At 58.1% G+C, this 23,680-nt stretch carries 22 protein-coding genes and 2 pseudogenes; 6 read left to right on the forward strand and 18 right to left on the reverse strand.

The window, feature by feature from the left end:
- The first annotated feature begins 66 nt into the window (after positions 1-66).
- Together AAFM31_RS12875 and AAFM31_RS12880 are read left to right on the forward strand one after the other, a co-directional pair.
- Entirely contained in the window at positions 67-600 is a 534-nt protein-coding gene (locus tag AAFM31_RS12875; protein ID WP_341708394.1) for a phosphoribosyltransferase family protein, read from the forward strand.
- Between the two features lie 342 nt (positions 601-942).
- Positions 943-2,199: a PAS domain-containing methyl-accepting chemotaxis protein gene (locus AAFM31_RS12880; protein ID WP_341708332.1), complete on the forward strand. Its 1,257-nt coding sequence runs from the start codon at positions 943-945 to the stop codon at positions 2,197-2,199.
- A 57-nt stretch (positions 2,200-2,256) separates the two neighbouring features.
- Here AAFM31_RS12880 and AAFM31_RS12885 read toward each other — a convergent pair whose 3' ends face one another.
- From AAFM31_RS12885 to AAFM31_RS12930, 10 genes are all read right to left on the reverse strand, one after another.
- Positions 2,257-3,585: a DUF1329 domain-containing protein gene (locus AAFM31_RS12885; protein ID WP_341708395.1), complete on the reverse strand. Its 1,329-nt coding sequence runs from the start codon at positions 3,583-3,585 to the stop codon at positions 2,257-2,259.
- A gap of 270 nt (positions 3,586-3,855) precedes the next feature.
- A complete protein-coding gene (locus tag AAFM31_RS12890; RefSeq protein WP_341708333.1) occupies positions 3,856-5,499 on the reverse strand; it encodes a methyl-accepting chemotaxis protein in 1,644 nt (547 codons plus the stop codon).
- A gap of 422 nt (positions 5,500-5,921) precedes the next feature.
- Positions 5,922-6,182, reverse strand: coding sequence for a YebG family protein (locus tag AAFM31_RS12895; RefSeq protein WP_341708334.1), 261 nt, complete (start codon positions 6,180-6,182; stop codon positions 5,922-5,924).
- 189 nt (positions 6,183-6,371) lie between these two features.
- The gene (locus AAFM31_RS12900; protein ID WP_341708335.1) at positions 6,372-6,680 is read right to left on the reverse strand and encodes a hypothetical protein; all 309 of its coding nucleotides are present in this window, start codon (positions 6,678-6,680) and stop codon (positions 6,372-6,374) included.
- A gap of 50 nt (positions 6,681-6,730) precedes the next feature.
- Positions 6,731-7,081 carry a DMT family protein gene (locus AAFM31_RS12905; RefSeq protein WP_341708336.1) on the reverse strand — a complete coding sequence of 117 codons (351 nt, stop codon included), beginning with the start codon at positions 7,079-7,081 and terminating at the stop codon, positions 6,731-6,733.
- A 99-nt stretch (positions 7,082-7,180) separates the two neighbouring features.
- On the reverse strand, positions 7,181-7,858 hold the full coding sequence (locus tag AAFM31_RS12910) for a LysE family transporter (RefSeq protein ID WP_341708337.1): 678 nt from the start codon (positions 7,856-7,858) through the stop codon (positions 7,181-7,183).
- Positions 7,859-7,981: 123 nt separating this feature from the next.
- The gene (locus tag AAFM31_RS12915; protein ID WP_341708338.1) at positions 7,982-8,665 is read right to left on the reverse strand and encodes a LysE family transporter; all 684 of its coding nucleotides are present in this window, start codon (positions 8,663-8,665) and stop codon (positions 7,982-7,984) included.
- Between the two features lie 105 nt (positions 8,666-8,770).
- Entirely contained in the window at positions 8,771-9,292 is a 522-nt protein-coding gene (locus AAFM31_RS12920) for a hypothetical protein (RefSeq protein WP_341708339.1), read from the reverse strand.
- Between the two features lie 122 nt (positions 9,293-9,414).
- Positions 9,415-9,846: a hypothetical protein gene (locus AAFM31_RS12925; protein WP_341708340.1), complete on the reverse strand. Its 432-nt coding sequence runs from the start codon at positions 9,844-9,846 to the stop codon at positions 9,415-9,417.
- A 503-nt stretch (positions 9,847-10,349) separates the two neighbouring features.
- Entirely contained in the window at positions 10,350-10,838 is a 489-nt protein-coding gene (locus tag AAFM31_RS12930; protein WP_341708341.1) for a MarR family transcriptional regulator, read from the reverse strand.
- 82 nt (positions 10,839-10,920) lie between these two features.
- Here AAFM31_RS12930 and AAFM31_RS12935 point away from each other — a divergent pair, with 82 nt between their 5' ends.
- Both AAFM31_RS12935 and AAFM31_RS12940 read left to right on the forward strand, forming a co-directional pair.
- Entirely contained in the window at positions 10,921-11,841 is a 921-nt protein-coding gene (locus AAFM31_RS12935) for a DMT family transporter (RefSeq protein ID WP_341708342.1), read from the forward strand.
- 29 nt (positions 11,842-11,870) lie between these two features.
- Positions 11,871-12,512 carry an NAD(P)H-binding protein gene (locus tag AAFM31_RS12940; RefSeq protein WP_341708343.1) on the forward strand — a complete coding sequence of 214 codons (642 nt, stop codon included), beginning with the start codon at positions 11,871-11,873 and terminating at the stop codon, positions 12,510-12,512.
- A 21-nt stretch (positions 12,513-12,533) separates the two neighbouring features.
- Here AAFM31_RS12940 and AAFM31_RS12945 read toward each other — a convergent pair whose 3' ends face one another.
- The 5 genes and pseudogenes from AAFM31_RS12945 to AAFM31_RS12965 all read right to left on the reverse strand — a co-directional run bounded on the left by AAFM31_RS12945 (position 12,534) and on the right by AAFM31_RS12965 (position 17,119).
- The gene (locus AAFM31_RS12945) at positions 12,534-14,240 is read right to left on the reverse strand and encodes a diguanylate cyclase (RefSeq protein ID WP_341708344.1); all 1,707 of its coding nucleotides are present in this window, start codon (positions 14,238-14,240) and stop codon (positions 12,534-12,536) included.
- Positions 14,241-14,328: 88 nt separating this feature from the next.
- Positions 14,329-14,928, reverse strand: a pseudogene (locus AAFM31_RS12950) (DUF6151 family protein).
- 93 nt (positions 14,929-15,021) lie between these two features.
- Positions 15,022-15,879, reverse strand: a complete 858-nt coding sequence (locus tag AAFM31_RS12955; RefSeq protein ID WP_341708345.1) for an EAL domain-containing protein — start codon at positions 15,877-15,879, stop codon at positions 15,022-15,024.
- 27 nt (positions 15,880-15,906) lie between these two features.
- Positions 15,907-16,086: pseudogene (locus tag AAFM31_RS17730) on the reverse strand (hypothetical protein); the annotation flags it as partial.
- Positions 16,043-17,119, reverse strand: coding sequence for a GGDEF domain-containing protein (locus AAFM31_RS12965; protein WP_341708347.1), 1,077 nt, complete (start codon positions 17,117-17,119; stop codon positions 16,043-16,045). The gene AAFM31_RS12965 and the pseudogene AAFM31_RS17730, both read right to left, overlap by 44 nt.
- 269 nt (positions 17,120-17,388) lie before the next feature.
- On the opposite strand from AAFM31_RS12965, the gene AAFM31_RS12970 reads away from it, so the two are divergent.
- Positions 17,389-19,638 carry an ATPase, T2SS/T4P/T4SS family gene (locus AAFM31_RS12970; protein WP_341708348.1) on the forward strand — a complete coding sequence of 750 codons (2,250 nt, stop codon included), beginning with the start codon at positions 17,389-17,391 and terminating at the stop codon, positions 19,636-19,638.
- An 11-nt stretch (positions 19,639-19,649) separates the two neighbouring features.
- Entirely contained in the window at positions 19,650-20,738 is a 1,089-nt protein-coding gene (locus AAFM31_RS12975; protein WP_341708349.1) for an AAA family ATPase, read from the forward strand.
- Between the two features lie 54 nt (positions 20,739-20,792).
- Here the strand turns inward: AAFM31_RS12975 and rimO are convergent, their stop codons facing one another.
- The 3 genes from rimO to AAFM31_RS12990 all read right to left on the reverse strand — a co-directional run bounded on the left by rimO (position 20,793) and on the right by AAFM31_RS12990 (position 23,680).
- On the reverse strand, positions 20,793-22,124 hold the full coding sequence (rimO, locus tag AAFM31_RS12980) for a 30S ribosomal protein S12 methylthiotransferase RimO (RefSeq protein WP_341708350.1): 1,332 nt from the start codon (positions 22,122-22,124) through the stop codon (positions 20,793-20,795).
- Between the two features lie 259 nt (positions 22,125-22,383).
- On the reverse strand, positions 22,384-22,602 hold the full coding sequence (locus tag AAFM31_RS12985; protein WP_341708351.1) for a YgdI/YgdR family lipoprotein: 219 nt from the start codon (positions 22,600-22,602) through the stop codon (positions 22,384-22,386).
- 124 nt (positions 22,603-22,726) lie between these two features.
- Positions 22,727-23,680 (reverse strand): alpha/beta hydrolase, encoded by a 954-nt coding sequence (locus AAFM31_RS12990; RefSeq protein WP_341708352.1) that lies wholly within the window; start codon positions 23,678-23,680, stop codon positions 22,727-22,729.

Below are 23,680 nucleotides of genomic sequence, written 5' to 3' on the forward strand. Positions count from 1 at the left end.
CAGTTGATCGGCGCGGGTGATGCGCAAATCTGATTTGATCAGCGTTTCCTTAGTGCACAAAGTCTGCTGGAAGACGCGTTCAGTCTCGCCGCGCAGGTGCTCAATTCGGGCTTTCGTCCGACGTTCATGATCGCTGTCTGGCGTGGCGGTGTGCCTATGGGTATCGCCGTTCAGGAGTTCCTGGATTACCACGGCGTGCAGACGGACAATATCGCGATTCGTACCTCGTCCTACCACGGTATCGACCAGCAGAGTAAGGAGGTGCGCGTGCACGGCCTGAATTATCTGGTCAAACACGTGACTCACGAGGATTCATTGCTGATCGTCGATGACGTATTTGATACCGGGCGCTCGCTGGAAGCCATTATTAACGAGCTGCGCCAGAAGGCGCGCCTGAATACGCCCCACGATATCCGGGTCGCGGTACCGTACTACAAGCCCAGCCGCAACGAACTGGATTGGGAGCCGCATTACTACCTGCACAGCACCGACGCCTGGCTCAAGTATCCGCATTCGCTGGAAGGCCTGAGCGCAGAAGAAATCAAGGCCAACCGCCCGGTTCTATACGAGATTCTCAAGCCGCATTTGCCGTCAAACTGACGCCCCCTGTTACCAGCCGCCGATGCTCGGACGTCGGCGACTGGCGTCCTTCGCTAATACCCCCACCTATCCAACGACTCGCACTGTTTCTCCGCACGCGAGGTGGTCTTGTACGGCCTTTATCTGCATTCTGCATACATCTTGTATAGGTTTTGATAGCTTTCGCATCGCCGGAAATTAACATCCCGTCGTAGGGATTATCACGGATTAGATGCCTATATGCGGGCGGAATACGCGTTTACCAACGTTTTCTAGTCCGTATTTGCTCCTTCCTCAGCCGCAGAGCGTACTTACATGTTTAATCGAAAACTTAAAATGTTGTACAAGTCTCAAGGACGTGACTTGGCGGAGCAAAAAGCGCACATTTCGGCATTGGAAACCCACTTGGCCTGCCTGGAGTGCACGCTGAATGGCGAGATTGTCGATGCCAATTCGAAGATGCTTGCGTTGTTGGGTTATTCACACGAACGCTTGATCAATCAGTCGCACGACCTGCTATGTGGATCCGAGGAGGTTACGGGCGAGGTTCGCCGCCAGTTCTGGGCTGCGCTGGCACAGGGGAGAGCTTGCGCTGGAACCTATCGACGACTGCGCGCCGACGGACAGCCTTTGTGGCTGGAAGCGACCTATGTGCCGGTGCCGGACGCAAGCGGCACAATCAACAAGGTGGTGATGCTGGCCAGTGATGTGACTGCCGAGCGTGCGGCAGGGATGGATCAAAAGGCGTTGATGGCTGCACTGGACAAGTCGCTTGCGGTGATCGAATTCACCCCAAACGGCGAGATTATTACCGCCAACCGTAACTTCTTGGCGGCTGTTGGTTACTCGCTGCAGCAGATAACAGGCAAACATCACCGGATGTTCTGTACTGACACCTTTGCCCGGCAGTACCCACATTTTTGGGCAGAACTGGGACGTGGCGAATTTAAGTCTGGCCAGTTTGATCGTATAGACAGTCAGGGCCGTATTATCTGGCTGGAAGCGACCTACAACCCTATTGTCGACGAGCGGGGAAGGGTCATAAAGGTCGTCAAGTTTGCCACCGACATCACCGACAGGATCGAGCAGAGTCAGGCGGTGCGTCAGGCTGCCGAGGTCGCCAGCAGCACCTCCGAAGAAACTGCTGCCATCGCACAGCAGGGCATGGCGTCGCTGCAAGCGGCGGTCGAGACATCGGCACGTATTGCCGCGCAGATGGCAGATGCAACCGAATTGATTGCGCAGCTCAATGCGCAGTCCAAAAATATCGAAGAGATTGTTGCGACCATTTCGGCCATCGCTGACCAGACTAATCTGCTCGCGCTAAATGCGGCTATCGAAGCGGCCCGCGCAGGTGAGCAGGGTCGCGGTTTTGCTGTGGTAGCCGACGAAGTGCGGCAGCTGGCTGCGCGAACCAGCAAATCCACTGCGGAAATCGCCGACGTGGTTCAGCGTAATCGTGATCTGACCCGCAAGGTAACCGAGACAATCGGGTCGGCAAGCCTTACGGCTGAGGAGGGTAACGGGCGGGTTCTGCAGGTTAGCTCGATCATGCAGGAGATCCGCCAGGGCGCAGAAAATGTCTGCCGCACGACATCCGGTCTGCTCAATGTCAGGTGATTGATAGCCCGTGTCGGGCGGTTTGGGCAGGGGCATTGCGCCCCTGCCCAAACCGACCTAATTGCCCTCGCGGCGCAGCGCCTGCGGCGAGAAGTCGCGCGGTGACAATACGGCGTTGAAATCGTACATCGGCTCGTTATTGTCGAGACCGTCGACGAAGTAATTACCCTCCCGCAGGTGATAAAGGGTTTCCAAGGTGCTGCTGAACATTGGCACGTCGTAATAGCTGATCGGGTGGCTTTCCTGCAGGCCGATAAGCTCGCCATCCTTGTCGCGCAGGTCGACAGCGAGAATCTGCCAGCTGTCCTCATCGAGATAGAAGCGCCGCGCCGCGTAAGGGTGGTGGTAGCCAGTGCGCAGGGTCGCCTCCACAACCCAGACCCGGTGTCGCTCGTAACGCAACAGTTCCGGGTTTAGCGTTCGTGGCAAGACGATCTGATCGTAGGGAATGCCCTGCTGATGGACCTGATAGCTGTTGTAAGGCACCAGCATTTCCTGCTTGCCGATCAGCTTCCAATCGTAGCGATCCGGCGCGCCGTTAAACGAGTCGACCACGTCCGCGGTGGCGAGGTCGCTGGTGTCTGGCTGCACGGAGTCATACGCCAGCGTGGGCAGGCGACGAACACGACGGCTATCGGGACTGTAGCGCCAGGCGCGGCGGGTGGTCAGAACCTGGTCAAGCGGATCCTGCACCACCAGTGCCGTCCCGGCCAGCTTTGACGGTGCAGTGACAACATACTTGTAGTAGAGCAGGGTGTTGTCCAACCGCTCGGTGGTCATGCCTTCGCGGTTGTAGACGTAGTAGATCGCCCGGTCGCGCTTGATCAGGTTAGCCTTGCCGTTGATCACCACGGCCTGGCTGTTCACGAAGCGGGTCTGCTCGCCCTTGTAGTGCAAGATATGGTTCCAGATGGCTTCCATTCCCTCCTGCGGGATCGGGAACGGAATGCCGGCGGCGGCTCCGCGCAGTCCGTTGCCGTTGGCAATCAGCTCGGCGCGAGTGGCGTTGGCGCGGGTCGCGCGATAAATCCGCTCTGGCGCAGCGGCGCTGCGGCGGCTGGGGAATACGCGCAAGTAATACTCAGGGTTGCGCTTAAGCAAGTCGACCAGGCCGGCAGGGAGCTGCTCTTGGTATTGGCCGAGATTGGCGACATCGACGCAAAACAGTTCCGGGTCGCTGCTGTATGGGTTGAGATGATGCATGCCGGGGCGGTAGCCCGCCGGAGCAGTGACGCCACCGGTCCATGCGGGGATGCTGCCGTCGGCGTTAGCCGCCTGCACGGCGCCAAGTGGAGTGAGATCCCGTCCCAGTCGTTCAGCCTGGCTGGGGTCTACCTTGGCCTGAACCTGACTGGTAGCAACAGCCAAGGCCAGTGAGGCAATCATCGTGCGCATCGTCGTGCTCCTTGCAAACCGAGCTGCAATGCCATGGGCGAGCCGATTTGCGCTGTATTAATTAGAGAAACGGCTTCGTGGCCAGAAGCGGCGCGCATTGTAGCGTTAAAAATCTGGCGCTATTGAATTGGCAACAAAACGCTACACGTCATTCGCTGGATCTGTGAGCTGGTTGGCTGTTGCCAGGGCAGTCAGCATGCAGCGGCCCAGTTTATTTCAGCTTCGGTCAGCGCACGCCCGATAGGCGATCCGGAGATTGGCTCAATGCCGTTTGGTTCTGAACTGGCCGATCAGTTGCTCCAGTTGCTGCGCCGAGTCAGTCAGTTGCTGGGTATTGAGTGCCGTGTCCTGCAGCTCGCGCAGCACCCTGTCACCAAGATTGCTGAGCTGGCTCAGGCTCGCGGAAATCTCGGTGCTGGTGCGCGATTGCTGCTCGGCCGCCGCAGCGACCTGACTGGTCATATCTGTGATGGTATCTACCGAATCGGCGATGGATTTCAGTGCAGAACGCGAGTTCTCCACCTGCTGCTGCATGTCTTCCGACTGCCGGTGACTGCCCTGCATTGAGCTGACAGCCTTGGCGGTGCCGGTCTGCAATGAATCAATGATGCTGCGAATCTCGTCGGTGGACGCCTGCGTCCGGCTGGCGAGGGTTCGAACCTCATCGGCTACCACGGCGAAGCCGCGCCCCTGTTCGCCAGCTCTTGCGGCTTCGATGGCTGCGTTCAGCGCCAGCAGGTTGGTCTGCTCTGCAACTGAACGTATCACCTCCAGCACGGAGTCGATGGTGTGGGATTGTGCGTTCAATTCGTCCACTGCCGCGCCGGCCTGGGCGATATCCCGGGCAAGCACACGCATGGTTTGGGCTGTGGTATCCGCAGCACGCTGGCCGTCAGCAGCATGGCTATTGGCCTGTCTGGCTGCGTCGGCGGAATCGGACATGCGCTGCGCTACTTCGTCCGAGGTTGCGCTCATCTCTTCAACCGCCGAGGCAATGGTGTCGAGCTCGCTGTTTTGCTGGTTGTAAGAGGCCTCTGCTTTGCTCATTGCCAAGCCAACATCGGTTGCGATGCGGCGGTTGTTCGCCACAACGTCGCGTAATTCATCGATCACTTGTGCCAGCTTGTCGGTAAATGCGTTGAACCCCATGGCCAGCTCGCTTACCTCATCGTTGCCGCTGGCGTCCAAAAGGCGCGAGAGATCACCATCACCGGTCGCGATGTCGTGCATCGCTGAGACTGCGTGGGCAAGAGGGCGACTGACGCTCAGAGCGATCAGCAGGTTAATACCCACCAAAAGCAGTAAGCCCAGCGCCGCAACGGTCAGTTTGGGCAGCATATCGGCCCAGAAGGTCTCACTGACGTCATCCAGATAGATGCCCGACCCCAGAATCCAGCCCCAAGGTTCGAAGCCCGCAACGTAGGAAATTTTTGCCACGGGGTCGGTGACGCCAGGTTTTGGCCACATGTACTCAACAAAACCGGCTGATTCTGCCTTCACCACCGCGACCATGTCGCGGAACAGGTACTTGCCGTTAGGGTCCTGGATTTCGGCGACGCTGTTACCCACCAGTTGAGTGCTGAAGGGATGCATGACCATCTGCAGGTCGTTGGAGTGTATCCAGAAATACTCATTGCCGCCGTAGCGCATACCTTGCAGAACGCTCGCCGCTTGCTGTTGCGCCTGCTGCTCGGTCAGCTCGCCGTTCTTCTGCTGTTGATGGAAGTACTGGATTACCCCGAGACCCGATTCAACCAAGTGCTGGGTTTTCATCGCGCGGCCGTCCAGCAGGCTCTTGCGATAGTCGATTGCGAAGGCCGTGACCAGCCCCAGCACAATGAGCAACACCAGCAGGGTGACGGTTATCAGGCGTTGGAGAATGGAGAAGCGGCGCAGCATATTCATGGCGAAAGCTCCCGGGGATATGCCATTAGCGCAACGGTGCCGGTCAGGCATGGCGCAAAGCTATTATTCTTGCGTTTCTGTCAGCGTAGCAGGCACGGGAAAAAGCGAGACCGCAGAATGTGTTGATGGGCGTCGTTTTGGATAAGAGGGGATGTTGAAGCAGTGCGATGAGCCGCTTGAAGGATGGGTTCACCCGTCAGCGTCAGGATGTGATTATTTTTCTCAATAAATTACATAGAGCTAATTCGTTTTCCTAAACATCCGGGCTGCCTGATGATGCTCCCCATGTTCAACACAATCAGCGGGGGAGCAACACCATGAGGATACTCAAGCGCATCATCAAACGCGGGGCGGCAGAGCAGTCGGCAAAGCCCGAATTGGCGCATCCTAACTTCTGGATGTACCAGTAAAGTTACGTCGCCTCAGGCCGCGCCGGGCTCTTCCAGCTCGGCGAGGGCTTCCGGATTGCTCTTGAACGCTTTAGCGAACAGGTCCCGGTTACGAGCCATGTAAATGCTCACTTCTTCGGCTAGCTGTTCACCCAGCTGTGGGACAGCCTTCTGCAATACCTCGCTCAGGGTTTCCGCCAGTTCCAGCATCTTGTCATGACGATCGGCTTGGGCTTTATCCATGAAAAGTTGCTCCGGGTCTCTGCTGCTGCGATAAACAATTTCAACGGCCATGTGCACCTCTGGCTTGTTGGCGAGTGGGGTAATCGGCGCTGCCGATCTGACTTGTCGCTATTCTACTGTATGAAAATACAGTGTAAAGCGGCATCTTAAGACGTGATCATCGCAAGCTTGTAACCTCCCGTCAGATCGCTGCGATTGTGTCAGCCTGGCGGAAGTCCGCAGTGCGTCATTGCAATAGGTTTAATCGCCGCGCAGGTACCGGTTTTTACGCGCGTTGATCGTCATAAGAATGATCCAGTACGCAAGGCTCACGGTAACTGGCACGTACAGCCAGCGTGGATCCTGAATTTGCAGCATTGAAAGCGCATCCAGCGCGATGACCAGCAGCGTTACCAGATGCAGCGGACCCGGCACAAACAGACTGCTGTTGAGGATCTTGTCCTCCAGCGGACTGAGGTTGTCGCAATTGTTGGCGATGCCGCACGCAGCGAAGAACAGCACCAGAGCACCAAACAGCAGGATCAGATTCAGCAGTAGAGGGATCAGCACGAGCGTTCCTTGCAGGCGAGGTAGCGGATTAGGTCGGATCAGCGTGGAGGTTAACCCAGCTTGTCTCGAAACATGAAGTACACCGCAGCCAGCAAGCAGAGCCCGGCCCACAAATAGTCAAGTTTCAGCGGTTCTTTGAGATACATCACCGAAAATGGCACAAACACCGAGAGGGTTATCACTTCCTGGATGATCTTCAGCTGCCCGACCGACAGGACGCCATAACCGATTCGGTTGGCTGGTACCTGCAGCAGGTACTCAAACAGTGCGATGCCCCAGCTGACCAGTGCGGCGATGATCCAGGGCTTGTTGTTAAGCTCCTTGAGGTGCGCGTACCAGGCAAATGTCATGAAGATATTGCTGAAGGTCAGCAGCACAATGGAGATCAGCACAGGGTGCATGGAGGCTACTCGAAAGGAAAGGTGCGGACTTGCTCAGCGCTGGCCTTGCATTGGATGTGAGCGGATATTCGCGCGAGCTAACAGCCTTTGACAAGATGCTCAGACGTTTTGGGACGGGGGCGCCGCGACGACTGTCTCAGTTACGGCGCTGGTGCCCGTTTGCAGCAGGTTTTTGATTGACGCCAAAGCCAGTGCCAGAAACGCGATGGCGCAGATACGGTAGGTCAGTCGTGCCCAACGGCGGCCGGCATTGCGGAAGACCCGATCGACAATCGCTGCGCAGACAAACGCCCACGCCACCGAGGCGGCCATAAAACCGGCGAAGAACATGCCGTAATCGGTAAGTGTCGGATTGGAAACACCTACCGCGCCCATGGCGCTGCCCAGTGCTACCCAGTAGGCGACGTTCTGGGGGTTGGTCAGCGACAGCACAGCGCCGGCGCGTAAGGCGCGCTTGCGGCAAGAGCCCCCGGACTGGGCATCCACCGAAAACTCCTGATCAGCACTCGACCACGACTCCCATGACAGCCACAGCAGATAGGCTGCGCCGGCTATCGCTACCGGAATCTGCAACACTTCCATCTGCAACAGCAGGCCGACTCCGCCCAGACCGAGAATGGCCCAGGTCGCATCGCCAACCAACGAGCCGATCTGCACAGCAAACGCCGAGCGGAAACCGCCACGGATACCTTCGCGCACTGTTTCAGCGAAGACCGCGCAGGGCGCAGCGTTGAAGATCAGACCAAGGGCAGCAGCAGCGAAAAACAGGGTAAGCATGATGTATCCGGCGAATTCAGGCGCGGCATGATGTCATTTGTCGCGCTGGCAACCAAGAGGGCGTACAAAAAATTGTGCAATAAATGCCCAGTGCAAGGCGCATGACCGCCGGGTGGCGAAAACTCAATTGCCTCGGCTGACCTCCGGGGCTTGAACCTGCTCGCTTGGCGGAGCGCCGGCGATGGCAGGTTGCAGCAGATTTTTGATCGACGACAGCGCCAACAACAGAAACGCGATTGCGCACAGGCGATAGGTGAGCCTGGCCCAGCGCTGACCTGTGTTACGGAAGACCCGATCAACGATCGAGGCGCACACCACGCACCAAACCAGCGAGGACGCCATGAACCCCGCGAAGAACAGGCTGTAGTGCGTCAGCGTCGGTTCTGCCACACCAACCGCGCCCATGGCGCTGCCAAGAGCGGCCCAATAGGCAACGTTCTGTGGATTAGTGATAGACAGCAGCACCCCGGAGCGCAGCGCGCGACGGGTATCGGCATGGCTGTTGGCACCTTCGATCACAAACTCCTGACTGGCGGCGGACCACGAGTCCCACGATAGCCAGAGCAAATATGCCGTGCCCGCTATGCCAATCGGCAATTGCAGGGCCTGCATCTGCAGTAGCAGGCCAACGCCAGCCAGGCCGAGAATGGCCCAGGTCGCATCACCCACCAGCGATCCCACCTGCACCGCCAGTGCCGAGCGGAAACCGCCGCGCACGCCTTCGCGCACGGTCTCGGCGAAAACAGCACCGGGAGCAGCATTGAATATCAGGCCTAACACAGCAGCGGTGAAAAAGAGGGCAAGCATGGCGCGTCTCGCAGAGCGGAGGGCGAGATCATGGCATCTGCGGATACTAGACCCAAGCGGGATTTTGCAATGGTATGTAAAGCTAATGGATGCTGCCGAAATCTATCAGATCTCTGCCTCGTCTTCGGGGGCGGGGATGCGAAATCCCGCTGGTACGCGATGGGCTTCGTAGCGGGTTTGCGTCTTCAAACTCTCGTATATGAAACGGTCAGGATGCAGTTCGAGCATGCGGTAGGCGTCGTAGTTGAAGGCGTCACTCGGATCGGAGGGGTCGAACGCATCGTCATAAAGCCACCCACGAAAAATGGTGAAGTAGACACCCGCTGCGACACCCCATTGACCCGCTTCACGAGAGAAGTTCACCTCGCCGTCTGCATTGGTGGTTTGAAAGTCGACCTCATAGGTTCCGTCACCGTAGTGCCGGTTAAGCCATTGGTGGCGGGAGCCATCCTCGCGCACAAGCGATCCGTACCAGTTGCCAACTACCCCGTCCCAGACGCGTTGATCGTCGTTTTGTGTCTTCTTCGTCCAGCTTTGGACGAACTCCGGTAGCGGAACGGATTCAAGCTCTTGTTTGCACCCACCGAGTAGGGCCAAAGACAACAGAATGATGACTCGAACGGACATGTGCGGCTCCCGCGTACCGGATCAGAGCCCAGTCAAGCACAGTCTGTCGATGGCGGAAAGTGGCGCACTATGCAGCTTACTGGAACAGGGCAAACGCGTTTTTAGCGCTTGCCCTGCGACGATCAGTAGAAGGTGTACTTCTGCTCGATCTCGCGCTTGCTGAGGATGTAGGTCGCGCTGTCGATCTCACCCACTGTCAGCTTGTCGTCGAGAGCAGATAGCTCCGCATCCATTTCGCGCTTCAACTTGTGCTTGGTGATGTCGTAGTTGATGGTTTTGGAGCCGTCGTAGCCGCTGACTGGATCCCAAAAAACGGAGAGCGGCCAGAACAGCAGGTTTACGAAGCCGTAGCCCGGTTCCCGAGCGTAGAACGAGCCAAAACCTGGCAGAATGCCAAGCACAGCTCCTGTGGTTGGATTCTTTTCCTCAACCAACACGCCTTTGGCTTGCATGGCGCTGTATTCACGTTCTTGAATGGAGTTGAGGCCAGTGGCACACCCGGTCATCAGTGCCACGGAAGCGGCAAGTGCAGCAATCTTTCCGTATTTCTTCACGTACGATTCCTTTTTCATCTAGTGCGGCATACATCATCAAGGCTGGTAAACGCTAAACCAGGAGTCACGCGTGATAGCACTGTGCCCTCCATGGCGACCCGATTTTGCTGGTGAAAAGGCGCAAAGTCCAGCAGCACTTGCCACCTGCAGGGATGTCCTTTGCGGCGCAGCAGCGTGGCGCAAAGAGGAAGCTTTAGTGGCGCCTACTGTCCGTGAGCCGTGCTTTTGGCGCTTACGTTCCAGTAACCGCCTAGCGCCGATCAGAGCGGTTTTCGGGGCGCTCTCGTTGAGTATGAGCGGGTAGCCAACAACATGGGGATTGGTCGCACCGAGACGCACAGCCCGGTGTGATACGCGATTCCCTCCAGGCCCCCGATGCTGCGGAACCAGAGAGCAGGACGGTGCGCGGCGTCGCGATGTTGGGATATCAACCAGTAAAAGAGCAACAGTCACTAGTGCCGCGGATAACCTTCCACGCTCGCCACTATCTGATTCGGCGAAGGTTACGACTTCTGCAGCGCAGCAAGAAACCCTGCCAGCGCCTGATCAAGCAGCAGAAGCTGGTCTTCGGGCAACGGGGCCACAAGCTGATGCTGGGTCTCTACGTGCGCGGCGATGGCTGCAGAAATCAGCTTGTGGCCTTCAGGCGTTAGCGAGATCAGAAAACCTCGGCCGTCATTGGGATTCTTCACCCGTTCAACCCACCCAGACTTTACCAACTGATCAATGCGGTTGGTCATCGTTCCTGAGGTGACCATGGTCGATGCGATGAGGTCACCGGGCGACAGGGCATAGGGTGGCCCTGCGCGAAGCAGCGTTGCCAGTACGTCAAAACTGGCACCGTTGAGCCCGAACCCGCCCCAAGTCTTTTCCATCGCCTGAACCAGTATCTGGTTCAGCAGCTTTATTCGGCCGATCGTGCCCATAGGCGCGACGTCCAGGTCGGGGCGTTCGCGTCGCCACTGGCTGAGAATGCGTTCAATGTGATCCATGGGGCGTAGCTTTTCACGGAGTTATCTTGACGTCAAGATTGAATCTATTTATCTTGGCTTCAAGATAAATTCAGGAGTAGCCATGATCAATCTTGAAACCACAGTTGCCCCCGCGCTCCGTTTCAAATGGGCGGTGCCGCTTCTCAGCCTGGTTGGTGGGGGAGTGCTGCTTGGCCTGTCGACCAATCTAGCCAAAACGGCCAGCGAGATGAGCCTTTCTCCATTGGCGTTTCTGTTCTGGTCTGTTGTCGGAGCGGCAGCGATATTGTTGAGCCTTGCTGCAGGCAGGCGCGAGTTACCGCCAATCAATGCGCGATCGCTGGAGTACTACCTGGTGTCGGCATTGCTGGGCGTCGCCGGGTCCAACCTGTTGTTCTTCAGCGCCGTTCCGCACGTTGGTGCGGGTTTTGTCGCGCTGCTGATCTGTTTACCTCCTTTGCTGACATACGCAGGTGCGCTGTCGCTCAAGATGGAGCGCTTCCAATGGCTGAGAGCCGCGGGCGTCGTCGTCGCGCTGGCGGGCGCCGCAGTCTTGGCCGCTGGGAAGTTCTCGACTGTCGGCAGTGACCGGTGGTGGATTGTGCCGGTGCTGGTCGGAACTGGGATGCTGGCAGCGGGTAATTTGTATCGCACGCTGCGCTGGCCTGTCGGGGCGTCTGCCAGCGCCTTGGCCCCGGGCATGTTGGTGGCGGCAGCCATCCTGCTGGCCGCTGCGGCAAGTTTCCCCGGTCTCTCGCTGCGCGTCCCGCTGAATCAAGCTCCGGTGCTGATCCTTATCGCCACTCATTCGCTGGTGTTCGCGGCGATGTTTCAGTTGTTGTTTGTGCTGCAAAAGACCGGAGGGCCGGTGTTACTGAGCTTGCTTGGTTCGGTCGGAGCTTTGACCGCGGTCCCGGTCGCCATTTTTTTGCAAGGCGAAGCGCCACCGCACGGGTTGCTGCCGGGGGCGCTACTTATCGGAACGGGCGTTGCGCTGCTGACCTTTGGCAAAGTTTTACGTTGATTTTTAACTCGCTCGCAAGGAGACGGATCATGAATATTGCAGTTTTGGGTGCTACCGGAGACGTAGGCAGCAGAGTTGTGTGCGAGGCGTTGCAGCGTGGCCATCGGGTGACTGCGTTCGTGCGCTCATCGCGTCGGGCGGCAGATATCCCGGAGGGAGTCACCATCGTGGTTACCGAGATTGGAGATGCGCACACTCTGGAGGCGGCGCTGGATGGGTACGACGTCGTTATCAGTGCCCTGCGTCCGACAGAGGGCAAGGAAGAAACCCTGCCAGAACTGACTGGTGCAGTACTGGATGCCGTTGCAGCGTCTGGCTCGCGGGTGCTGGTGGTCGGTGGCGCGGCCCGCCTGTTGGTGCCGGGCGAGGGTGGTAAGACGGTGCTGACGACACCCGGTTTTCTGCCGCCCGAAATCGTACCCATCGCCACGGCATGCCAGCGTCAGTATGAACGCTGCCTTGACGAGACGCGGGTGGACTGGACGTACGTTTCACCCGCGGCAATGCTGCAGGCCGGGGAGCGAACAGGTCAATATCGCTTGGGGAGCGACACGTTGGTGACGGATAGCCAGGGTAGATCGCACATTTCGATTGAAGACTTTGCGGTCGCACTGATTGATGAGGTGGAACAGCCTCGGCACGTGCGCAAGGCATTCACACTCGGCTACTGAGTCAGAGTGGAGCGGCGCAGCCTACGCCAATGACGGCGCTTGTTCACTGATACACACCCGGTTGCGGCCGCTGTGTTTGGCCTCGTACAGCGCTCGATCCGCTCTGGCGAGAGCGGATTGGATGCTGTCGTGCTCGGTGTCGATCTGCGTGACCCCGAGACTCAGCGTGACGTGCAGCGGCGCATCAGTGCCGCTTTCAAACAGGGTGCGTTCAACCGATGTGCGTATCCGTTCGGCGCAGAGCATGGCCTGTTTCAAGTCGGCGTCGGGGAGCAATATGACAAATTCTTCGCCGCCAAAACGGGCCAGCAGGTCACGATTTCGACTGCAATTTTTCAACGTCTGGGCGATACGCACCAGCACCTTGTCGCCAGCAGGATGCCCCCAGCGATCATTCACCTGTTTGAAGTGATCAATGTCGGCAATCATGATCGTCATCGGTTGCTTCTGCTGTTGGCACAGCGCCAACAGGTATTCCGCTTCGGCTGCAAAGTGGCGACGGTTATGCAAGCGTGTCAGGGGATCGGTGGACGCCTGCTTTTTTAACTCATCCTGAGAGGCGCGGATACCCTCCAGAATCTTGATACGGTGAGAGATGATGAACGCCAGCATCAGCGCTTCGAGCATGATGCCAAGCCCCGTGCCATGACTGACGATGTAGTTCGGCTTGATTAGCCCCTTGTAGAAGATCACCGCAAGCACATTGAACAGCACGAACAGCAGGTGACCAATCAGGAAGTACTTGGCCAAGGGGTTGCCCTTGCGCAACAGCGAGATGCTGACCGACAGGGTCACGATCATCATCACCAGGGCCATGCTGCTCGCCGGCTTGAGTGCCCCGGAAATATCAAACAGGCCCCACACGAACATGCCGCACAGCGGCACCAGAACGGCTTGCAGAAAGCGGTGCTCAAGCGGGTATTGCTGGCGGGTTTCAAAGATCGCCATCATGAACAGCAGCAAGAAGATCGGCATCGTGATCAGGGAGATATTCAACATGAATACCTCCGAGCCATAGACGTCGAACAGGCTGGCGACGAGGCCGTATGACAGGGCAATCCAGACCAGACCCGAAATAAGGTAAAACGAGTAGTAGATGTTCTCGATTTTGCTGGTCGCGAAATACAGCAGCACGTTGTAGAACACCAGTGCCAGCATCATGCCGACCAGCAGCGCAACATCGTTGGCAACACCTACCAGCGCGCGGCGTGAGTGCTCCTGATCGAGGATGTCGATGGCAAACCACTGGTGTGAATAGGCAAAGCTACGGATATACAGGGTGGTGCTGCTGTCCGGGGGCAGGGTAAGAGGGTAAACCGCATTGCCGCGGAACATTATGCGGCTGTCATGCGCCTGCTCAAGATCCAGTTCGGCGCTGTGCACTAGCGCGCCGTCACGTTCCTCGAAAAAATCAACCGATCGCACGTGGTACGCATGAGGCAGGTGAATGTTCAGTGCCAGGGTCTGGCCGCTCTGGTTCTCGATCGGAAGGCGGAACCAGGTAACCCTGGCGTTAGTGCCCAATGTGGTTGTGCTGCTGGTTTCCTTGAATTGCTGCTGACGGACTTGGTCGTAGCTCAACTCCCAGCTGTCATCGATGTAATAGCCGATACGAAAGTCTGTGAGGTTTACTTCAGGGGACTCGATCTGAATGCGCGGTTCGGCGACCACGCCGCAGCTCAGCAGCATAAGCAGGTAAAACTGCAGCAAGGTACGGCTTACACCCATTGAGGATCATCCATATCGATAGATTACGAGCGTCGTCATGGCACTCGGCCAGCAAATATTAATTGAGTGTTCAGGTTGTACCAAGCGTTCAGTTATTCCGCGACTGCGCTATTTGCTCTCCAGGGTTCATGATTCTTGGCGTCGCAACGGGGGTGCTACCAGAGAAGAACGGGTTTGGCCGACTTTTGCCAGTCAGCTTCCAGCTAAGCATTTTGAACAGAATTTTGCGCATATAGCCGCGTGAGGGGGTCGCCCGGACTTGCTCGCGTGGCACCTCTGCGGTCGCTCCGCCCAGGTTCACCCGCGCACGCACTGGCCCAGTTTTGCATTCGGCATCGGGGTCGCTGATGAAACTGTGCAGCAGGCCCACCAGTGGAACTCGCGGTGCAAGAGTGTTGGCCATGGGGGTGTTGCAGCATCCGGCTTACCAGCGGTATAGACCCTTCTCACTCAGGCGCAGACAGCGGATTTGATCGTGGCCCTGATGAATTTGCAGTCGTGCTGGCGGCAGTTGATAAATATCAGTACCCCCCTGTGCGTCGAGCACCACGTCTGCGGCGTTCAATGCGTGAGCAAAAGCCTGGCAGTCGCGGCAATAACAGACCACCCGAGTACCTTCGCTGGGGTATACCTTGATCGCACGTCCTTTGACGTGGCCGCAGCGGCATTGCAGCGCGAGGTTATCCATATGAAACGGTTCCTTGTTCGACGGTTTGATCTTAGTAAAGACCAGCGCAGGGTTGTATTGCCATTGGGTTCTTCGGTTGTACCACGGTGCCGCTTAACGGGCACATGCCACTGCCGTTGTATCCAGCAGGAAACGAGTGGCCTTATCCTTCGGCAGCGGCTTGCTGAACAGGTAGCCTTGAAATATATCGCAGTCCATCGCAGCGAGAATTTGCTGCTGCTCGATGGTTTCAACACCTTCGGCTACGACCAGTAAACCAAGCTTGTGGGCCAGTGCAATGATGCCAGCACAGAGGTCTGCCTCGCGTGGATCACTCGCAATTTGCTGGATGAAACTGCGGTCCAGCTTGATCTTGTTTACCGGCAGTCGCTTCAGATATGCCATGGACGAATACCCTGTACCAAAATCATCTATCGACAGCACCACAGCAAGGTCACGCAGGCGCTGCAGGTTGGCAATCGCCATCTCGGGATCGTGCAGCATCATTGATTCGGTGACTTCCATGTGCAGCATGTCTGGCCCAATCTGATACTGCTTCATCAATGCAGTAACCCGCGTGATCAGCTCAGATTGCGCCAGCTGAGCCGGGGACAAGTTCACTGCGATTGAGATATTGAGACCCTCGCTAGCCCATGCTGCCATCTGACGGCAGGCTTCGCTGATGACCCAATCGCCTATCTGTACGATCAGGCCAAGCTGTTCGGCCAAGGGTATGAAACGGTCGGGCGGGACCATGCCGTGCCCCGGGCGACTCCAGCGCAACAGTGCCTCGACGCCGGTAACTGCGCCGTCGGCTGCGGCGATCTTGGGTTGGTAATAGAGCTCAAACTGGTCCGCTGGTAAGGCTGCGCGCAGGTCCCGCTCAAGGTCCAGTCGTTCACTGACGGCAGCTCCCAGCGAGGTCGAGTAGAAGCACCATTGGTTTCGCCCCAGATCTTTGGCGTGATACATCGCAGATTCGGCATTGGCCATGAGCGCCTGCGCGCTGTCGCCGTCATCGGGATACAGACTGACACCCAGGCTGGCGGTGAGATGGAAGGGTTGGTTGTTGATCTGAAACGGTTCGTTCAGGCGCAGACGAATCCGTTCGGCGAGCGACGCCGCGTCGCCAGCGTTAGCCAGCGTTAGCCAGGCCTGACAACAACACCGCGAAGGTATTGCCGCCCATTCGGCCGAGGTGGCCGCTTAGCCAGCTAGCAGACTCCAGGCGCTGGGCTGCCTGACGCAGTACCTCGTCGCCAGCGTGCTGCCCGAGCGTGTTGTTCAAATACTTGAACTGATCCAAATTGAGCACGATCACCGCGAGCTTCTTGCCGCGCTGATCGACCGAGTTTATCTGCCGGTCCAGCAGCTCGTCGAATGCCACGCGATTGAACAGCCCGGTCAACGGGTCTGTGGTTCGCGCCTGTTCGATGTTATGACGCAGGGCCAGCAGCTCGGTGATTTCAGACGAAAAGCCGATCAGGGCGTTGGGGTGGCCTGGCAGATGAATGGGCATCTTGATCGACCAAAAATGCCGAACTTTACCGTCGATGTCGACCAACAGCTCTTCACTGGTTTGACGACTCTGAGAGTCGAGCACCTCGCGGTCCAGCGCCATCAATCGACGCGCCACATCGGGTTCGTGCACATCCATGTCAGTCCGACCGACGATATCCTCGTTCTGCTGACCGTATAACGAGACTACGCGTTGATTGGCATAGAGGTAGGTGCCGTCGAAATCCTTTACGTAGATATAGGCGTCGACGTTGGAGAGGATGGTATTTAGCAGCCGGTTGTGGCGAATGGAGTTTGTGGTATTGAGGAAGCTGTCGTTCAGCTCGGAGGAGATCCCGCTGAGGCCTATTATCTGGTTATCTTCGCCCCGAATCGGCACCTTGATGGTCCAAAATACCCGCGGTTTGCTCTCATGCAAGAGCAGCATCTGCTCTTCTTCGTGAATTTCGGCGCCATGTTCCAGCACTTCGCGATCATTACGAACCAGCGACTCCGAGTACGTCATATCCATGAAGGCACTGTCGTCTCGGCCGAGAATGTCCTGCTGCGGTTGATCGTAGAGATCGCAGACCGCTTTGTTGGCGTAAATGTAACGTCCTTGCCGGTCTTTGGCGTAAACATAGGCGCCAACGGAGTCAAAAAGGGCACGCAAGGTGGTGCCGGTCGTATCGGCGGAGCTGCGGTCCATTGCCATTTGCTGGTCTCTTTAGTTGCTCGGTACACCGAAGTAAACCAACGGTGCGGTGCCAGCGTATAAATGGGCGCGGGCGTATCGAATATGGCAAATAAAGAGCTTAATTACAAAGTACTAAGTATGTATCAATAGGCTACTGTAGTGATTGATGGCATAGGGCTATTGATCAAGGTCAGCTTGTTGACTGCCCGGCGGGACTACACTTTGTCTCGTTCGGTACTAAATATGCGTAGTGCAGTGCTTGTATTTGGCAGTTACAGGGGGCTGATTTGCAGATCAAAGAACGGGCTGAGCGCAACGCACACGCACTGGGGAGCGTTGATCGCAAGGCGTTTATTCTCAGTGACGGGCAGCCGCGCGTTGCTGGTCGTGGTATCCCCCCGCAGAAAGCGGTCGAACAGATTCTGGAGGCGTGCCGGATCGAGCCTGACTCGCGGGTGCTGCATCTGGGCTCAGGTTCAGGTTATCTGACCGCGGTACTGGCGATGCTGGCCAAAGAGGTCGTGGCGGTGGAGCGTTTACAGCCGCTGGCCGATTTTTCTCGGCAAGCTCTCGCAGCGCAGGGGCTGACAAATGTCACCGTGCGTTGTGCCGACGCCGCGCTTGGAGCAGCAGAACTTGGCCCCTTTGATCTGATTCTGGTATCCACCCCAAAGATCACTACCCGCGAGCCGCTGTGGGATCAATTGGCGCTGCGCGGTGAGTTCCTTTGCATCGAAATCGGCGACGCCTCCCGCCAGGTACTAATCAAATACATCAACCGCGGCAATAAGCGGATTGCGCGCAGTGAGCACGGATTTATCGAATTCGTCACCAATGGCGACGACATCTACGTCGAGCTCGGGTTTGTCTCCCCAGAAATGCTGCGCGAGGCGAGGACGCAGGCTGCGCGCAACCGCACTCTGGTCGTTGATGAAATCAGCCGCTTGCAAAATCTCGACGCGCAAAAGCTCTACCGCGCCCTGTCTGACCAGTATGGCTTGCCGTTGCTGAGTGCCAACGAGGTGATGGCGCGTATCGATCCAAAATTGCACGCCAACCTGTCTCGCGCCTACCTTAGCCACGAACACATCATTCCGATCAGCTCAGATGGCAAGGCGGTAACGGTCGCCTGTCGCGATCCCAATGCGCCAATGGCGGAGGTTCAGCAGCTGTTTCCCGGACTGCAGATTAACCGGGTGCTGGTAACGCCAGTTGATTATCGGCGCATCTGGGGCGCGCTGGAGCGCGGTGGCAAGACCCTCGATCGAACCGAGCAGGCGACCCTCAGTAGCAGCGACAGTGATCTGCTGGCCTCGCAGGGCGATAACAGCGAAGCCAAGCTGGTCAATCTGTATGAAGCCTTGCTGCTGGATGCCGTCGCCGATCGGGCCAGCGATATTCATCTGGAGCGCTACGGCGCCAACATCCGGGTACGCCTGCGGGTAGATGGAGAGCTGCGCGATCTGAACCACTATTACATCACGCCAGCGGAATACGCAGGGCTGATCAACGTGGTCAAACTGCGCTCGGAGCTGAACATCGCCGAACGCCGGTTACCGCAGGGCGGCCGCTCGCAGGCACGGGTTGGCGATGCGCGGTTTGATCTGCGGGTGCAGGTGCAGCCGTCGCTGCACGGCGAACACGTGGTCATTCGCCTGTTGCCGCAGAACTCGTCGTTGATCAGCATCGAAAAGCTGGGCATGCAGGAGCATATCGCCAATGCTTACCGGCGATTGCTGCGCAATCCCGCCGGGCTGGTGCTAGTGGTAGGGCCTACCGGTTCAGGTAAAACCACCACCCTCAATGCCGGTCTGCAGTTGCTGGCCGAGGACACCACGCGCAAGGTCATCACAGTCGAAGACCCGATCGAGTACTCGATCGATAACATCCAGCAAACCCGCGTGCGGCCGGATATCGGCTTCAACTTTGCCGATGCCATGCGCTCATTCGTCCGTCAGGATCCGGACGTAATTCTGGTCGGCGAAATCCGCGATCACGAGACTGCACAAGAAGCCATTCGTGCCTCGCAGACCGGCCACGTGGTGCTTTCGACGCTGCACTGCAACGACGCCGTTGACGCGGTTCAGCGCCTGTTCGATCTCAACGTACACCCCAACTCGCTGGCCAGCGAGCTGCTGGCAGTAATCGCCCAGCGGCTGGCAAAGCGGGTATGCGAGCACTGCAAGGTGGAGGACGAGCCGGACCCGGAGATTCTCAAGGAGCTTTTCCCCAAGGCAATCCCCAAGGGCTTTCGCTGCTTTCGCGGCAAGGGGTGCCCGCAGTGCAATGGCACGGGCACCCGTGGTCGGGTAGGGGTGATTGAATACCTGCAGTTCAACGGCGAATTGCGCAACGCCGTGTCGAGGCATACCCCGGTAGGCGAGCTGCGGGCGCTTGCGCTCGACTCCGGACTCTACACGATGCGCGACAGCGCGCTGGATCACGTGATTCAGGGCAATATTCCGCTCAGCGAGCTGCCGCGAATTCTGCCGCAGGAGCGCATGGCGCCGGAAAAACGCGGTCAGTGGAAGGCCTGAGGAGAATGGACATGACAGACAAGGCTATCCAGCGGCCAGCGGCGGAAGACCGTTTTCATGATCAACTGATCAAGCTGCAGCAATGGGATCGCGGGCCAGTACCGCCAGGTTGGCTCCTGTCTCCCACGGCTATCGAGCATTTTGTACTCGGCAACGAGGCACTGGGTATCGAGCGCAAATTTGTTGCGCCGCGGCAGATGGTCAGCCGGGTAATCGTCTCGCTGGCCACTAATCGCGGCGCGATGCTGATCGGTGAGCCGGGTACCGCCAAGTCCTGGTTGTCGGAGCTGATTGCCTGTGGCGTATCAGGCCAGTCGCGACTGACTATTCAGGGCGGCACCATTTCCCATTATCGGCAACTGATCTACGACTGGAATACCAGCCTGCTAGACAAGCTCGGACCATGCCGCGAGACGCTGATCCCTGGGCCGCTGTTCATCGGTATGGAACAGGGCAAGCTGGTGCGCTTCGAGGAGCTGGCGCGTTGTCCGCAGCTCGTACAAGACGCGTTGCTGTCGATTCTCTCCGAACGCCAGCTGCAGATTCCTGAGCTACAGGGGGACGACGGCGTGCTTTACGCTCGCGAGGGTTTCAACGTCATCGCCACCTCGAACTCACTGGACCGCGGCTTGTTTGATATGAGCGCGGCGCTCAAGCGGCGACTCAATTTTGAAACCATAGAACCGATCGATGACCTCGACGCGGAGCTGGATATTGTGCTGCGCGAGGCAACCATGCTGGCTCGTCAGTCGGGGGTCGATATGGCGCCAGAGCCCGCCATCCTGGAGATGCTCGTCACCATTTTTCATGAGTTGCGTGGCGGACAAACGCTAAGCGGTCGCAGCACCGACCGGCTGGCCGCGGCCGTTATGTCGACCGCCGAAGCAGTGGCTGTTGCTCACGCGTTGATGGTGTACGCCTGGTATTACCGCGAAGGCAAAATGGCGCCGGAGGACCTGCTGCACTTCATCATCGGCGCGGCGCTGAAAGATAACCCGCAGGATCGTCGGCGGGTGAGGCATTACTTTGATACTGAAGTCAGCACCAAGAACGGCGAACACTGGCAGCAGCTTTATCAGCATCGTCAACTGCTGGACTAAGGCTGCGGCTGTTGGCCGGCCACCACACAGAAGTGCGGTGGCCGGTGTAACGACTCAGGCCAATTGCGCCCAGAGGTCGTACTCGTCCGCATCGGTGACAACGACACTAACTATGTCGCCCGGCTTCAGGTCTTCGTCGGTGTCCAGATAGACGTTGCCATCAATCTCGGGGGCGTCAGCCATAGAGCGGCCGATTGGGCCTTCTTCGTCGACTTCGTCGATGATGACCTGAATGGTTTTGCCGATCTTCTGCTGCAGACGCGCGGTGGAGATCGCCTGTTGGTGCGCCATGAAGCGCTCCCAGCGCTCCTGCTGCACCTCTTCCGGAATCGGCTCAAGGCCCAGATCGTTGGCAGGGGCGCCTTCGACAGGGGAGTACTTGAAGCAGCCCACGCGGTCGAGTTGGGCTTCGGTCAGCCAGTCGAGGAGGTACTGGAAGTCTTCTTCTGTTTCGCCCGGGAAGCCGACGATAAAGGTCGAGCGGATCGTCAGCTCGGGGCAGATCTCGCGCCACTTCTTGATGCGTGCGAGCGTCTTGTCTTCAAAGGCCGGGCGCTTCATGGCCTTGAGCACAGTCGGGCTGGCGTGCTGGAAGGGGATATCCAGGTACGGCAGAATCTTGCCTTCGGCCATCAGCGGAATCAGCTCATCCACGTGCGGGTAGGGGTAGACGTAGTGCAGGCGCACCCAAATCCCCAGCTCGCTGAGAGCTTCGCACATTTCCGTCATGCGTGACTTGACCGGACGACCGTTCCAGAAGCCGGTGCGGTACTTGATGTCGACGCCGTAGGCGCTGGTGTCCTGAGAGATGACCAGCACCTCCTTCACGCCCGCCTTGGCCAAGCGCTCAGCTTCGCTCAGCACTTCACCGACCGGGCGGCTGACCAGTTTGCCACGCATCGACGGGATAATGCAGAAACTGCAGCTGTGGTTGCAGCCTTCCGATATCTTCAAGTACGCGTAGTGGCGCGGAGTCAGCTTGACGCCCTGCGGCGGCACCAAATCGATCAGCGGGTTGTGGTCCTGCTTCGGCGGCACCACTTCGTGCACGGCATTGACCACCTGCTCGTACTGCTGCGGGCCGGTCACCGCAAGCACGCTTGGGTGAACGTCACGGATTGCATTCTCTTCAACACCCATGCAGCCGGTCACGATAACGCGGCCGTTCTCGGCGATGGCTTCGCCGATGGCGTCCAGTGATTCAGCCTTGGCCGTATCAATGAAACCGCAGGTATTGACCACCACGACGTCAGCGTCTTCGTAGGTGGGAACCACCTGATAGCCTTCAGTGCGCAGCTGGGTAAGGATGCGCTCGGAATCGACCAATGCCTTCGGGCAGCCGAGTGAAACAAAGCCAACTTTTGGGGCGTTGGACGGGGTGGACATCAGGGACCTCACGGAGAGCGGTGGCAGTGACTGCCTATCGTTGGAAACCGCGTATTTTATCGTCGAGCTATCGTGCTCGCCACCTTCGCGGCATGCTCGGAATAGACTAGCCGACAGACTGCGTACTTGATGTCAGTGCGCCTGCCAAGACGCGTACCACGCTAATAATCTAACGGCAGGCGTGATGTGGGTCGAAGGGCAGGGGGCGGTCAACGGGGAAGGAAAGACGTGGGGCCACCCGGGGCAGCCCCGATGAAGCTCAACGCTCGATGATTTCTTCGACGTTTTCCTGCTTCATCTGGCGGTCACGATCGGTCGCGTCTTCAAACTCGATCATGCCTGTGTCTTCGTCGATCTGCGGTTTGTCTTCGGCTTCCATCACCTGACCGTCGCTGGTGCGCACCAGATAATCGTTGCCGCAGCCAGCAAGAATGAACAGGCCGAGAAGGCCAAGTGTGACTACTTTCCAGTGTTTCATTGGGGCGTTCCTCCTTCAGTAAACACAGAACCTGTGACTGGGGAGGTGCAAGGCGGTTCATGACGGGGGGCGATGCTGTGACGCCGATCACGGGAGGTTGGGGCGCATTCGCGCCCCACTTTCCTCAGGCAGCCTGCCGGCGCTGCAGTTGACGCTGGATAAATTCAATCGTGACGTCCGGCTGAGTAATCGGCAGCATATGACCGCCGTCGATCAACTCCAGCTCGACCGTGGCAAGCCGATCAGCCAGCGCCTGACCCTGCTCCTGTGGATCGAGAATGCGGTCCTGACGTCCGTACAGTACGCCGATGGGCAAATCCAGATCGTCGTAGCGCAGCTGCATTAGCGGCAGCACTGCATCCAACGCCGTCATGTCGGTCGAGGCCGCGATGAAGTGGCTAGGCCGCATGCCGAGCACGCCGCCGCCGCGAATTGGGAAGTCCGCTGGTACCGGTTCCGGTCCGAACACAATATCCATGATCTGCTCGCGTTTGCGGATGGATACGGGCACGGCCAGGGTCCAGCCGATTAGTGTGCGTAACCAGGGTTGGCGAATGGCAAAGCCGTTGAAGGCATCGGAGACCTTGCTAGGCATGTGAGTGAGCGGCGCAACCAGCGCCAGCCCGCTGACCTTATCAGGGTGGCGCAGTGCGGTAGCCAGGGAAACTGCACCACCGAGCGAGTGGCCAACCAGCAATGGCTTGCCCAGTTGCAGTGCATCAATCACGCCGGCCACTACATCTGCCTGTACCGCCAGCGAGGCGGAAGAGCGGGAAGGGCGCTCGGAATAGCCGCTACCGGGGCGATCAATGGCGACGACGCGGTGGGTTTTCGCCAGCGTATCGATAACGCCATAACCGAAGTTTTGCGCGACCCCGCTCAGGCCATGGATCAGCAGGATCGTGTCTGGGCCGCTGCCTTGCTCGATGTAGTGAATACGGTTGCCCATCACGGTGACGAAGCTGCCTTCCGGCGGCATACCCAGTTCAACGCGTTTGGCAATGAACAGCGTATAGAGGTACAGCCCGGCAATACCCAGCAGCAGTGCAATCAGCAGAATACTGAACAGATAGTTCAC

Source organism: Halopseudomonas sp., from assembly GCF_038130085.1.
Taxonomy (GTDB): Bacteria; Pseudomonadota; Gammaproteobacteria; order Pseudomonadales; family Pseudomonadaceae; genus Halopseudomonas.

Bases quoted from the DNA above. Each gene is read 5' to 3' on its own strand.
- AAFM31_RS12885 (WP_341708395.1), bottom strand. From the start codon at position 3,585: ATGATTGCCTCACTGGCCTTGGCTGTTGCTACCAGTCAGGTTCAGGCC.
- AAFM31_RS12890 (WP_341708333.1), bottom strand. From the start codon at position 5,499: ATGAATATGCTGCGCCGCTTCTCCATTCTCCAACGCCTGATAACCGTC.
- AAFM31_RS12895 (WP_341708334.1), bottom strand. From the start codon at position 6,182: ATGGCCGTTGAAATTGTTTATCGCAGCAGCAGAGACCCGGAGCAACTT.
- AAFM31_RS12905 (WP_341708336.1), bottom strand. From the start codon at position 7,081: ATGCACCCTGTGCTGATCTCCATTGTGCTGCTGACCTTCAGCAATATC.
- AAFM31_RS12910 (WP_341708337.1), bottom strand. From the start codon at position 7,858: ATGCTTACCCTGTTTTTCGCTGCTGCTGCCCTTGGTCTGATCTTCAAC.
- AAFM31_RS12915 (WP_341708338.1), bottom strand. From the start codon at position 8,665: ATGCTTGCCCTCTTTTTCACCGCTGCTGTGTTAGGCCTGATATTCAAT.
- AAFM31_RS12920 (WP_341708339.1), bottom strand. From the start codon at position 9,292: ATGTCCGTTCGAGTCATCATTCTGTTGTCTTTGGCCCTACTCGGTGGG.
- AAFM31_RS12930 (WP_341708341.1), bottom strand. From the start codon at position 10,838: ATGGATCACATTGAACGCATTCTCAGCCAGTGGCGACGCGAACGCCCC.
- AAFM31_RS12935 (WP_341708342.1), top strand. From the start codon at position 10,921: ATGATCAATCTTGAAACCACAGTTGCCCCCGCGCTCCGTTTCAAATGG.
- AAFM31_RS12940 (WP_341708343.1), top strand. From the start codon at position 11,871: ATGAATATTGCAGTTTTGGGTGCTACCGGAGACGTAGGCAGCAGAGTT.
- AAFM31_RS12945 (WP_341708344.1), bottom strand. From the start codon at position 14,240: ATGGGTGTAAGCCGTACCTTGCTGCAGTTTTACCTGCTTATGCTGCTG.
- AAFM31_RS12955 (WP_341708345.1), bottom strand. From the start codon at position 15,879: ATGTATCACGCCAAAGATCTGGGGCGAAACCAATGGTGCTTCTACTCG.
- AAFM31_RS12965 (WP_341708347.1), bottom strand. From the start codon at position 17,119: ATGGCAATGGACCGCAGCTCCGCCGATACGACCGGCACCACCTTGCGT.
- AAFM31_RS12975 (WP_341708349.1), top strand. From the start codon at position 19,650: ATGACAGACAAGGCTATCCAGCGGCCAGCGGCGGAAGACCGTTTTCAT.
- rimO (WP_341708350.1), bottom strand. From the start codon at position 22,124: ATGTCCACCCCGTCCAACGCCCCAAAAGTTGGCTTTGTTTCACTCGGC.
- AAFM31_RS12985 (WP_341708351.1), bottom strand. From the start codon at position 22,602: ATGAAACACTGGAAAGTAGTCACACTTGGCCTTCTCGGCCTGTTCATT.